The sequence below is a fragment of the Streptomyces scabichelini genome, from assembly GCF_011045015.1.
Classification (GTDB): Bacteria; Actinomycetota; Actinomycetes; order Streptomycetales; family Streptomycetaceae; genus Streptomyces; species Streptomyces scabichelini.
In genome coordinates, this window is sequence record NZ_JAAKZY010000275.1 from 1 (window position 1) to 12615 (window position 12615).

Sequence of the window (12615 nt, forward strand, 5' to 3'; positions counted from 1 at the left end):
TCGGGGCCGGGGTCCAGGGTGTTGTTGGGGCCCTTGCGGAAGGTGGTGCCGATGGGGTGGATGGGCGGCAGGTAGACGACGTCGAAGCCCATCCGGGCGATCGCCGGCAGCCTGCGCGCGGCAGTGGCGAAGGTGCCGCTGACCGGCGGCCTGCCCGGCTCGACGACCGCGCCCTCCGACCGCGGGAAGAACTCGTACCACGACCCGAACAGCGCCCGCTCCCGCTCCACCAACAACGGCAGCCGGTCGGAGGACGAGACGAACTCGCGCAGCGGATGGCGGGCCAGGACGTGATCCACATCCGGGGTGAGCGCGGCGGCGAGGCGGGCCGCGGCGGGGCGTCCGGTGTCGCGCAGTGCGTCGGCGGCCGCGAGGATCGTGTCGCGGCGGCCCCTGCTCTTCGGCACGCCGTTCGCGGCCCGCTCGTACAGCAGCGCGCCCTCCTCCAGGACCAGCTCCGTGTCCATCCCCGCCGGGATCTTGATCTGCGCGTGGTGGCGCCAGGTGGTGATCGGGTCGCCCCAGGCCTCCACGGTGTAGGTCCAGCGGCCCTCCTTCGGTACGGACACGGTGGCGCCCCAGCGGTCCGTGCCGGGGACCAGCTCCCGCATGGGGGTCCAGGGACCGGGGTTGCCTTCCGGGTCACGCAGTACGACGTTGGCGGCCACCGCGTCGTGACCCTCGCGGAACACCGTCGCCGAGATCTCGAACGCCTCGCCCACCACGGCCTTGGCGGGGCGACGTCCGCACGCCACGAGGGGGCGGACGTCCAGGACGGGTATGCGCCCGACCAGGGGGGCGTCCCTCGGCGGCGCGGCCCCCGGCGGCGAGCCGTTCGCCGACTCTGCCGGGGCCGGTCCTGCCTGCGCTGACTCTGCCTGGGCCGGTTCTGCCTGGGCTGGTTCTGCCTGCGCCGACTCGGGTTTCGCCTTCTCGGCCTTGCCGGTCTTCTCGGCCTTGCCGGTCTTCTCGGCCTTTGCGGCCTTCGCCGACTTGGCCTTCGCCTTCGCAGGCTTCGCCGGTGTGGCCTCTGCCGTCGTGGCGGGTGCGGCCTCTGGCGTCCTGTCCGGTGTGGCCTCTGCCGTCGTCGCGGGTGTGGCCTCTGCCTTCTCGGCCGTCGCCTGTTCCGGCGGGCCGGCTTTCGCCCCCTGTTCGGGGGGTGTGGTGGTGCTGGGCGTCGGGGGTGATGACGAGTGGTGCGTGGCGGGCATGACCGCTCCTGTCCGCGTCAACGTGGGTGGGCGGATGAGGGTGTGGGGAGGTGGGTCCTGCGGAACGTACGGGGGAGCCTTCCCACCCTAATCGGGTGGGCAATCCGGCACGTTGTTAACTACTCGCGCGTATCTCTGCACACAAGACCGGCCCCGTCCCGTGAGCTTCGCGGGACGGGGCCGGTCTGTGAAGGCGCAACTACTTAGGGGTTGGTGACCTGCAAGAGCTTGTTCGGCGAGCCGAGGCCCGGGTTGGATATCTTCCCGGAAGCCGCCCCCGCGACGAGAGCCTTGCTCACATCGGCGGGTGCCGCCCCGGCATGGTCGGCGAGGTAGAGCGCGGCTGCGCCCGCGGCATGGGGCGACGCCATCGACGTGCCGGAGAAAGTGGCTTTTCCGGTGTCGCTCGCGTTCGAGGCGGAGGTGATGTCCACGCCGGGTGCGAAGAGATCGAGCCGCATGCCCCAGTTGGAGAAGCTCGCCCGCGCGTCCGTCTTGTCACTCGCGCCGACCGTCACGGCCTCCGCGACCCGGGCCGGTGAGTAGAGGCTCGCCGGAAGGCCGTCGTTGCCGGCCGCGAGGGTGTACGTGACGCCGGAGGCGATGGAGTTGCGGACGGCGGCGTCGAGCTGCGCGTTCGCGAAGCCGCCCAGGCTCATATTGGCCACGGCGGGCTTCTGGGCGTTCTTGGTCACCCAGTCGATGCCGGCGATCACCTGTGCGGTGGTGCCGGATCCTTCGTTGTCCAGTACGCGGACCCCGACGACGTTCGCCTTCTTCGCGACGCCGTACGTCGTGCCGGCGATGGTGCCCGCCACGTGCGTGCCGTGGCCCTGGCCGTCCTGGGCGGTGGCGTCGTTGTCGACGAAGTCCCAGCCGGAGCTCGCCCGGCCGCCGAATTCCTCGTGCGAGATCCGTACGCCGGTGTCGATGACGTACGCCGTCACACCCTGGCCCGCGGAATCCGGCCAGGTGTAGCTCTTGTCCAGCGGCAGGTTCGGCTGGTCGAGACGGTCGAGGCCCCACGGCGGGTCCTTCTGCACGTGATCGAGGGACACTCTGGTGTTCTGCGTGACCGCGGCGACCCGCGAGTCGGCGGCGAGACGTTTGGCCTGCTGCTCGTCGACCTTCACCGCATAACCATTGATCGCGGTGTCGTACGTGTGGCTGATTTTCGCCCCGTACGTGGCGGCGAGATCCTTGCCCGCCTTCGACGGGGCCTTCGTTCCCCCTTTGAGCGTGACGATGTAGCTGTCGCTGACGGAGCCGGGGGCGCCGGCGCCGAGTATCTGCCCCTGCGGGGCGGCGTGTGCGGGCAGGGTGATGGCCGAAAGCACCGCGGCCGTGGTGACCGCGGTAAGGCCTCCTGCCCAGGACAGACGCCGCTTGCGCGTCATTGCCATGGTGTGAGTTCCCCTCCTCAACTCGGCGTACTCCGGCCGGAGTTGCGCGCGCCCTGACAGGTACAGGCCGGATCGCCGGTTGGCAGCCTCTCGCGCGGTGTGAAGTGTCACAAGGCCGCCTGAGGCGGCGGAATCGGCCATATCGCCCGTGACGTATGTGTGAAGGTTGCGGCGACTTCAAGCCGGATTTGTGCGGCGGACCAGGAGCGCCCCTTTAGGGGCGCGGGGAACTGCGCGCCCAGCCCCCGACGGCCCGCAGCCGAAGTACCGCCCTGCCCGCGGAGCGTTCCGCACCACCCGCGGAGCGCCACGCGCCGTAGTTCGCGGGACGCAGTCGCCGCTACCGTCATGGGTGACAAAGGCCGCGCATGCGTAAGCGTGTGCGCACCCCTGCCGCGTATGCCCCGTGAAGGTGGAAGCTCGTGAAGGCCATCCGCAGGTTCACCGTGCGTCCCGTACTCCCCGAAGCCCTTCACCCGCTCAGCGATCTGGCGCGCAATCTGCGCTGGTCCTGGCATGCCGAGACCCGTGACCTCTTCCAGTCCGTGGACCCCGAGCGCTGGGCCGCCTCCGAAAACGATCCCGTACGCCTCCTGGGGAACGTGTCACCCGGACGGCTCGCCGAGCTGGCCGAGGACCGGCGCTTCCTGCGGCGGCTCGCCGCGGCGGCCGACGACCTGCACGACTATGTGAGCGGCGAGCGCTGGTACCAGTCCCAGTCCCAGTCGTCCGAACTGCCCGCCGCCATCGCCTACTTCTCGCCCGAGTTCGGCATCACGGCCGCGCTTCCGCAGTACTCCGGCGGCCTCGGCATCCTCGCCGGGGACCATCTCAAGGCGGCCAGCGATCTCGGCGTACCCCTGATCGGTGTGGGACTGCTCTACCGGCACGGCTACTTCCGGCAGACGCTGTCGCGGGACGGCTGGCAGCAGGAGCACTATCCGGTCCTGGACCCGAACGAACTCCCGCTGTCGCTGCTGCGCGAGGACGACGGCACGCCCTCCCAGGTCTCCCTGGCCCTGCCGGGTGACAAATCGCTCCGGGCCCGCATCTGGCTCGCCCAGGTCGGCCGGGTCCCGCTGCTGCTGCTCGACTCGGACGTCGAGGAGAACGATCTCGGCGAGCGCGGTGTGACGGACCGGCTGTACGGCGGCGGGAGCGAGCACCGGCTGCTCCAGGAGATGCTGCTCGGGATCGGCGGGGTGCGTGCGGTCCGTACGTACTGCCGGCTGACCGGGCACGCACAGCCGGAGGTCTTCCATACGAACGAGGGCCACGCGGGATTTCTCGGCCTGGAACGTATTCACGAACTCGCTCATGAAGACCTGGACTTCGACGCCGCCCTTGAGGCCGTCCGCGCGGGAACCGTCTTCACGACCCACACCCCCGTGCCCGCCGGAATCGACCGCTTCGACCGGGAACTGGTGGCCCGGCACTTCGGCCCGGACGCGGAACTCCCGCGGATCGAGGTGGAACGGATTCTCCAGCTGGGGATGGAGACGTATCCCGGGGGCGAGCCCAACCTCTTCAACATGGCGGTGATGGGCCTCAGGCTCGGCCAGCGCGCCAACGGCGTGTCGCTCCTGCACGGACATGTCAGCCGGGAGATGTTCTCCGGGCTCTGGCCGGGCTTCGACCCGGACGAGGTGCCGATCACGTCCGTGACGAACGGTGTGCACGCGCCCACCTGGGTGGCGCCCGAGGTCTTCCGGCTCGGCGCCCGTCAGATCGGCGCGCAGCGGACGGAGGACGCCATGACGGTCGGCGCCTCGGACCGCTGGGACGCCGTGGCCGACATCCCCGACCAGGACATCTGGGATCTGCGCCGGGTCCTGCGCGAGCACCTCGTGACGGAGGTACGGGAGCGGCTGTACGCGTCCTGGCGCCAGCGCGGCGCCGGCACGGCGGAGTTGGGCTGGATCGACGGCGTCCTCGACCCCGACGTGCTGACGATCGGCTTCGCGCGCCGCGTCCCCTCGTACAAGCGCCTGACGCTGATGCTGCGCGACCGGGACCGGCTGCTGGACCTGCTGCTGCATCCCGAGCGGCCGGTGCAGATCGTGGTGGCGGGCAAGGCCCACCCGGCGGACGACGGTGGCAAGCGCCTCATCCAGGAGTTGGTGCGGTTCGCGGACGATCCGCGTGTACGCCACCGGATCGTGTTCCTCCCGGACTACGGCATGGCGATGGCACAGAAGCTCTACCCGGGCTGCGACATCTGGCTGAACAATCCGCTGCGTCCGCTGGAGGCGTGCGGGACGTCGGGGATGAAGGCGGCCCTGAACGGCTGCCTGAACCTCTCTGTCCTGGACGGCTGGTGGGACGAATGGTTCCAGCCGGACTTCGGCTGGGCGATCCCCACGGCGGACGGCACGGCGACGGACGACGACCGCCGCGACGACCTGGAGGCGTCGGCGCTGTACGACCTGCTGGAACAGCGCGTGGCCCCGCGCTTCTACGAACGCGGCCCCGGGGGCCTGCCCGACCGCTGGATCGAAATGGTCCGCCAGACGCTGACCCTGCTGGGCCCGAAGGTCCTCGCGGGCCGTATGGTCCGCGAGTACGTGGAACGCCTCTACGCCCCCGCGGCCCGCTCCCACCGCTCCATGGACACCTCCTCCGCCCGCGAGCTGGCCATCTGGAAGTCCCGCGTCCGCACCGCGTGGCCGCGGGTCACGGTGGACCACGTGGAGACGTCGGCGGCTGCGTCCACCGCTTCCACCGCGGAACTCGGCTCGACTCTGTCTCTGCGGGTCCGCGTGGGCCTCGGCGACCTGGCCCCCGACGACGTCGAGGTCCAGGCCGTCTCGGGCCGCGTCGACTCGGAGGACCGCATCGCCGACGGCACGGCGGTCCCGCTCAAACCGGCGGGCGGCCCGGACCTGGAGGGCCGCTGGCTCTACGAGGGCCCACTGTCCCTCGACCGCACGGGCCCCTACGGCTACACGGTCCGGATCCTGCCCGCTCACCGACTGCTGGCGTCGAATGCGGAGTTGGGGCTGGTGGCGGTGCCGTCCGAGGAGATGGTGGAGGCGGCAGGGGTTCTGATGCGGTGATCGTCGCAGGGGAAGGGGCCGCCGGGGCTGTCGCACGCTGCCCGGCGGCCATACATTCCCCGCATGACGGCGACCATTCCCGATGAGTTCCGGGGTCCGGTGGGGTCTACCTCTGTACGAGCGAAAGCTGCACACGAGTTCTGTGAGGGGACCATGACCACCCACGCACTACCACCCGTCGTCGACGCCACAATGTGGGAGCGCCAACTAGAGGCGCTGCGAGCCCGGGAGAAGGCCGCGACGCGGGAGCTTGACGCCATCGCCGCCGAGCGTCGTCGTCTGCCGATGGTCGAGATGCCCGACTACACCCTCGAGGGCGAGGACGGCCCCGTACGGCTGGCGGACGTCTTCGAAGGCAAGAGGCAACTGATCGTCTACAACCACATGTGGTCCGCCGGCAAGGAATGGCAGTGCCCGGGCTGCACGGGGTTCACCTCGCAGTACACCCGCCTGGAGTTCCTGGACAACTACGATGCGCGATTCGTCATCGTCACCCAGGGCCCGATCAAAGAGGCACTCGCCTACAAGCAGCGGGTCGGCAACCAGATGACGTGGTACTCGACCGCCGACAACTCATTCGGGGCCGACGTCGGTGCACCGCCCGACGCAGGATTCGCGGTCAACGTGTTCCTGCGCGACGGCGACACCGTCTACCGCACCTGGCACACCAACGGCCGGGGCACCGAACAGCTCAGTCACACCTTCGCGCTGATCGACCTCCTGCCGTACGGACGGCAGGAGGAGTGGCAGGACTCGCCCGAGGGCTGGCCCAAGTCGCCCACCTACAGCCGGTGGGCGACGTCCAAAGACATCGCTGCGCTCTATGGCTCGGGCTCCGGCGGCGGCTGAACGACCTGCATCACGGCCGATGAACGGGTGAACTCGGTGCCGCTGCGCGCCGGGTTCACCAGCGCAAGCGCCTACGGCGGGCCGGGCGTCAGTCGAGCAGGCCCGCCGCCTGCGCCAGCACCGCCGCCTGGACCCGGTTGGTGCAGTCGGTGCGGGTGAGGATGCTGCTGATGTGGGCCTTGACCGTGCCGGAGCTCAGGTGGAGCTGGGCGGCGATCTCGGCGTTGGAGAGGCCGGTGCCCAGCAGCCGGAGGATGTCCCGTTCGGCCGGTGTCAGGTCCGCGATCCGACGTGATGCGACGTCGCTGCCGTGGCCCAGCCGGGTCCGGAAGTCGACGAGCTGGCGGGTGACCTGCGGGGCGAGGACGGGTTGTCCGGCTGCGGCACGGCGTACAGCGTCGATGAGGTCGCGGGGGCCGGTGTCCTTGAGGAGGTAGCCGTGGGCTCCGGCGCGCAGGGCGCTGGTGACGGTCGCTTCCTCGCCGAAGGCCGTCAGCATCACCGCTCGGGTGCGGGGCGAGTGCCGGGTGATCTCGGCGACGGCGGTGATGCCGTCCCCGGGCATGCGGATGTCGAGGAGGGCGACGTCGACGGGGTGGGTGCGGCAGGCTTCGACGGCCTCACGGGCGTTCTGTGCCTCGGCCACGATGCGGACCTCGTCGTCGTTCTCCAGGATCAGGCGGACCCCGGTGCGCATCAGCGCCTCGTCGTCGGCGATCAGGACTCGGATCATCGGTTCAGTTTAGAACCGCCATGATCAGCAGGGCGATGGTGCCGCCGATCGTCGGCAGCAGCACCAGCAGAGCCGCGCAGCCGCCTCCCAGGAGGCGGGGCCAGGTGAGGACGTCTGTGGACAGCGGGGGCCGGGAGCCCGCCCCGCCGGACACCGGCCCGGGCGAAGTGGCGTACACGGGCGGCGCGTCGGGCCGGACGGGTATACGGGCGGAGAGGACGAAGCCGCCCTCCGGGCGTGGTCCGGCGTGGAGGGCGCCCCCGAGCAGGTCGATCCTTTCCTGGAGGCTGACGAGTCCACTGCGGTTCCCTTCCCCGGGCGAACGGGGCACCGGCGGGGCATCGTTGACGACGGCGACCACCACCGTGTCCCCTTCGTCCTGGAACGTCACACGGACAGGCGCGCCGTACGCGTGCTTCAGCGCGTTGGTGAGTCCTTCGCGGGTCACACGGTGGACGGCCTGCCGGGTGCGGGCGTCCGCGTCCGTCGGCCCGGTCGCGTTCCAGTGCAGTTCGGCGTCGGCCCCCGCGTTCCGGGAATCCGCAACCAGGGCCGAGAGATCCTCGCGGGTCCCCCGCTCGCCGATGTCCTCGCCGGACTGGTGACGGAGGACGCCGAGGATCCCACGCAGCTCGTCCATGGCCGTTCCGGCGGTGGTGTGCAGAAGTTCGGCCTGGGAGGCCAGCGGGGGTGCCTGTCGTTCGGCGGCGAGCTGGAGGGCTCCGGCGTGCACCGAGATGAGGCCGATGCGGTGGCCGAGCTGATCGTGCATCTCGGCGGCGATGCGCGCCCGTTCCTCCATGCGGGCCGCCTCGTCGGTGAGGAAGCGGGTCTGTTCGAGGTAGGCGTTGCGTTCCCGCAGCAGCCTCGTCAGCGGGCGGCGACGTCCCATCATCATGCCGGACAGCGCGGGCAGCAGGATGAACAGCGCAGCCACGCCGGCGCCGGCGACCAGGTACGGCATCGTCGGGAGTCCGCTGAGGGATTGGGCGGCGATCGACATGAGCACGGCGCCGGCACTGCTCGCCCCGATCACTCCAAAGGCGCGCCGTGCGGGGGTGATGCGGCGCACGGCGGACCACGCGACGCACGGCACCACCACCATCGCCCACACGTTGTTCCCGGCGATCACCGGCACGCAGCCCAGCACCGTGAGGGCCGGGTACATCCGCCGCGCGGGCACGAGCAGTGCCGCCCACACCCCCAGGAGGGCCACCGCCACCGGGTGGGCCGGCGGAATCAGCGGAACCGGCACCAGCGAGCACAGCAGGACCAGGCCGGCGAGTACGGACTCGGTCACGACCGTCCGCCGGGGCGCGGTGCGCACCGCCTCCCGGATCGCGGCGGCTTCGCGGCGTGCCCGTCTGCACGGTCGCACGGCCGGACTCATGTTTCCTCCCTGTGGGTGCCGTTCTCAACGGCTGCTCTCGTCATACGCGTTGGCGGACCGCTGCGGCCTCAGGAGCCCTGGGCCGCTCCTCCCGGGACCCGGAGCTCCCGCTCCGCCCGCAGCCCGGCGACGTCCGCCCCGCTCTCTGTCAGCACACGCTCGATCTCCGCCGCGGATTCCGCGTCCGTCCCCTTGTCCAGCAGCGCGGCCAGCAGGTGGGTCGTGCCGACCGTGGACGAGCCCTGAGCGGAGGCGGTGAACTGAGTGACGTGCAGGAGCCGCCGTTCGAAGTCGGCGGGGCCGCCGACCTCCCCGGGCTCCTCCTCCACGACCCCGGTGGTGGGAAGCAGCACCCGGGCAACAGCATCCTGGCGTACACCGTGCCGGCGCAGGAGTTCCGCCCCCTGGTTCGCTCCCGTCAGCTTCTCGGGCAGCTCACGCCCCGCGACGGCCAACGACCGGTCCAGCGCCAGGATGCCCAGCAGCACATCGACGGGTTCGATCTCCGACGCCCCGCGCCGCACCGCCCCCCGTGGTGCCTCCGAGCGCACCGCACCCACGACTGCGGAACCGAAACCGGCGCCGCCCCCGAATATCCAGGCGGTGAACTTCCGGGTCAGCGGATTACCGCTCTTCCCGAACGTCCCCGCCTTGCGCAGGATCAACACCGAGCTGGGCTCCGGCACTTCGTCGCTCCCCCGCAACGCGTCGAGCGCCGTCGAGGCAGCCGGGACATCCAGCTTCTCCAGCACCATGGCCTCGCGGGCACGCGTATCGGGCAGCTCGACCAGTGCGCGCGCCACATGCCGGACGCGCACGGAAACGGTGCCCTCCTCCCGTGCGGCCTCCAGCGCCTTGCGCAGGCAGGTCCGCAACGCGCCGGTCATCGGCGGGAGTTCAAGGCTTTCCTGCTCCTGCTTCTCGTTCTGCTTCCGATTCTTCCAGCGCAGCCTCTTGGCCTCCTCCAGCCGGACCTCCCGCCAGAAGGCGTCGATCTCCCGCTCGTCGTCCGGGCTTCCCGCCGTGCCGTCACCCGCGTCCTCACTGACCCACACGGACGTCCCCCGGCACCCGATCGAACCGCCGAGCGAGCCGGAGGCCCTCATCCCGGGTGCGATCGCGGAACCCGCGGCCGAGTCACCCGACACGAGCGCATACAGCACGCTTTCCGTACCGACGTCCTCGCGTTCCTGCTTGGCCACCGCACGCATCGCCTCCAGCAACAGCTTGACGACGTCGTTCTCGAACTCGGTGGTCACGCCGGCGTCGCGGTCGGACGTTCGCTGATCCATCGGGCGTTCCTCTCCGTGGTGTTACCTGCTGAGAAGGACGCTAGCCCGCGTTCTCCGGCTCCGCCTCGGCCGACCGGCCATGCCTCCGGTCCGATCGGCCAGGTTCTTCCGTCCGGGCGGACGACGGCCATGCGGGCCCAACGCGGCACCTGTGGCCGACACTTCACGCCCGGCAGCTTTTCCCCTGACCTCGTGGTCCAGGCACTGCGATTACTCCAGGAAGACCTCCTGGAAAGGCTCCTGCACCGGCCCTAGACCTCGTCGCCCCCGTGCAGTCTCCGCAACACCGCCCCACACCTCCGCGCATACGCATGCTGCAACCCCCGCGTAGCCGGCCCGCCCGCTCGTGCGTACCACTTGGCCGGGCGGCTGAAGGCGGTGATCGTGAGCCAGACGGTGCCGTCGCCGGTCATTTCGACGAGGAAGGCTTCCTCGCCGGATTCGGGGTGGCCGGGCAGGGTGCCGTAGGCCCAGCCGGCTCGGCGAGGTTCTTCCGTGGTCCAGACGATGCGGCAGGGGGCCTTGATGAGGCCGCCCAGCGTGACCGTCACGTCGACGCCGGGAGCGGCCTTGTCCGCGTCGGTGGAGATGCCGACGCCCACCGCTCTGTGCAGTTCCCAGTTCAGGACCGCCCGGGAGGACGCCTCGAAGACGTTCCGGCCCTCGCCGATGCGCGTTCTGACGTGCAGAGGGTGGAACCCGGGCGGGCAGCGGTTCTCGCGGGTCGCGCCCACGTCCTCGTACGTGAATGGCGGTTCCGTGGAGGGCATGGGGAGCAGCGTAGGGCAGCCCCCGGAACGCCTTCTTTTCGGGGGCTGCCCCTGCGGAGTCGGGCGTCAGCTCACGTTGACCGCGGCCCAGGCCGCCTGAACCGCCTTGTACTCCGCGCTGTCGGCGCCGTAGAGGTCGCCCGCCGCGCTCAGCGTCGCCGTGCGGGCGCCCGCGTACTTCGTCGTCGACGTCATGTACTCGGTCAGCGCCTTGTACCAGATCTGGACGGCCTTCTCGCGGCCGATGCCCGTGATCGTGGAGCCGTTGGAGGTGGGGGAGTCGTAGTTGACGCCGTTGATCGTCTTCGCGCCGCTGCCCTCGCTCAGCAGGTAGAAGAAGTGGTTCGCCGGGCCCGACGAATGGTGGACGTCCATGCCGCCGAGACTGGAGGACCAGGCGTCGGCCGAGTCGCCGTCCTTGCTGGGCTTGTCCATGTACCGCAGCGGCGTGCCGTCGCCGTTGATGTCGATCTTCTCGCCGATCAGGTAGTCGCCCACATCCGACGAATTCGACGCGTAGAACTCCACCGCCGTGCCGAAGATGTCGGACGTAGCCTCGTTCAGTCCACCCGATTCGCCGCTGTAGTTGAGACCCGCGGTGTTGGAGGTGACACCGTGCGTCATCTCGTGGCCCGCCACATCGATCGACGTCAGCGGCTTCGCGTTGCCCGCGCCGTCCCCGTACGTCATGCAGAAGCAGCTGTCGGACCAGAAGGCGTTGACGTACGCGTTGCCGTAGTGGACGCGGGAGTACGCGGCCTTGCCGTCGTTCTTGATGCCGCTGCGGCCGAGGACGTTCTTGTAGAAGTCCCAGGTGACCTGTGCGCCGAAGTGCGCGTCGACGGCGGCGGTCTGGGTGTTGGAGGCCGTGCCCGTGCCCCAGGTGTCGTCGGCGTCGGTGAAGAGGGTGCCGGTGCCGGACGTACCGCGATTGAGGTCGTACGTCTTGTGGGCGCCCCGGGACGTGTCGTTGAGCTGGTACGTCGAACCCGAGAGCGAGGTGCCGATGGTGACCTTGCCGCTGTACTGGCTGTTGCCCGTACCGTTCTGGATCGCCTCCCACTCGTACAGCTTCTCGCCCGTCGTGGCGTCCGTGACGACGTGCAGCTCCTGCGGGGTGCCGTCGTGCTGGAACCCGCCGACGACCGTCTCGTACGCGAGCGTCGGGGTGCCGCTCGCGGCCCAGACGACCTTGCGAGGGGCCTTGTCGGCCTCGGACTTGGTGCTGCCCTCCGCCTTGGCGGCCTTCAACGCCTGCTTCTCCGCGGTGGACTTGGCGATGTCAGGCGTCACGTCGGTGACCTTGATGGCGGCCTTCGTCGCCTTGGTCACGCCCTCCGTCCTGCCCGCCTTCGTCTCGTGGACCACCAAGTCGCCACCGAGGACCGGGAGTCCGTCGTACGTCCGCTCGTAGCGGGTGTGCGTCGTGCCGTCGGCATCCTTGACGACGTCTCTGACGACCAGCTTCTCCTTGCCGCCAAGACCTATCTCCTCGGCCGTCTCCGCCGCCGCGGCATCGGCCTTCTCGATCAGACCCGTACGAACCGCCGCGGACAGCTGCATCGGGGCACCTGCGACGGTTTCCTTACCGGACGGCTCCGCCGGTGACTGGGCAGTAGCACCTGTGGTCAGGCTGGTGGTGATGAGGGCTCCGGCCGCGACCGCGGTGGCGATGGCGAGAGTCGTGCGCTTGTGACGCGCGTAGAGGGGGGTCACACAAGCTCCTTTGTGGGGGGGGGTGCCGTGCGAGTGAACAGTGCCAGGTGGGGCGTGTGCATGTCATTGAAGCGAAGGGAGGTTGGCCAGAAAACGCCTATGGGGGTGGTGAGTTGGGTTCGTGGGCGGCTGCAGCGCCGTCGTGGCTGGTCGCGCAGTTCCCCGCGCCCCTGCCTCCGGCGGTTGGGCGGGTGC

The 12615-nt window shown here is 70.2% G+C and carries 9 protein-coding genes; 2 read left to right on the forward strand and 7 right to left on the reverse strand.

The window, feature by feature from the left end; translation table 11 throughout:
• Together G5C60_RS45290 and G5C60_RS45295 are read right to left on the reverse strand one after the other, a co-directional pair.
• The coding region (locus G5C60_RS45290; protein ID WP_241267539.1) for a maltotransferase domain-containing protein at window positions 1–1211 on the reverse strand (1211 nt) is incomplete at its 3' end.
• 203 nt (window positions 1212–1414) lie between these two features.
• Complete coding sequence (locus G5C60_RS45295) at window positions 1415–2614, reverse strand: S8 family peptidase (protein ID WP_165269174.1); 1200 nt, start codon at window positions 2612–2614, stop codon at window positions 1415–1417.
• Between the two features lie 422 nt (window positions 2615–3036).
• On the opposite strand from G5C60_RS45295, the gene glgP reads away from it, so the two are divergent.
• Window positions 3037–5670 carry an alpha-glucan family phosphorylase gene (gene glgP / locus G5C60_RS45300; protein WP_165269176.1) on the forward strand — a complete coding sequence of 878 codons (2634 nt, stop codon included), beginning with the start codon at window positions 3037–3039 and terminating at the stop codon, window positions 5668–5670.
• 153 nt (window positions 5671–5823) lie between these two features.
• Complete coding sequence (locus G5C60_RS45305) at window positions 5824–6519, forward strand: DUF899 domain-containing protein (protein ID WP_165269178.1); 696 nt, start codon at window positions 5824–5826, stop codon at window positions 6517–6519.
• 88 nt (window positions 6520–6607) lie between these two features.
• On the opposite strand, the gene G5C60_RS45310 is transcribed toward G5C60_RS45305, so the two are convergent.
• The 5 genes from G5C60_RS45310 to G5C60_RS45330 all read right to left on the reverse strand — a co-directional run bounded on the left by G5C60_RS45310 (window position 6608) and on the right by G5C60_RS45330 (window position 12420).
• Entirely contained in the window at window positions 6608–7252 is a 645-nt protein-coding gene (locus G5C60_RS45310) for a response regulator (RefSeq protein ID WP_165269180.1), read from the reverse strand.
• A gap of 4 nt (window positions 7253–7256) precedes the next feature.
• On the reverse strand, window positions 7257–8642 hold the full coding sequence (locus G5C60_RS45315) for a sensor histidine kinase (RefSeq protein ID WP_206440808.1): 1386 nt from the start codon (window positions 8640–8642) through the stop codon (window positions 7257–7259).
• Between the two features lie 68 nt (window positions 8643–8710).
• Complete coding sequence (locus G5C60_RS45320) at window positions 8711–9934, reverse strand: Clp protease N-terminal domain-containing protein (protein WP_165269182.1); 1224 nt, start codon at window positions 9932–9934, stop codon at window positions 8711–8713.
• Window positions 9935–10185: 251 nt separating this feature from the next.
• Complete coding sequence (locus G5C60_RS45325) at window positions 10186–10704, reverse strand: DUF1990 family protein (protein WP_165269184.1); 519 nt, start codon at window positions 10702–10704, stop codon at window positions 10186–10188.
• A gap of 66 nt (window positions 10705–10770) precedes the next feature.
• On the reverse strand, window positions 10771–12420 hold the full coding sequence (locus G5C60_RS45330) for a M4 family metallopeptidase (protein WP_165269186.1): 1650 nt from the start codon (window positions 12418–12420) through the stop codon (window positions 10771–10773).
• Between the last annotated feature and the right edge of the window lie 195 nt (window positions 12421–12615).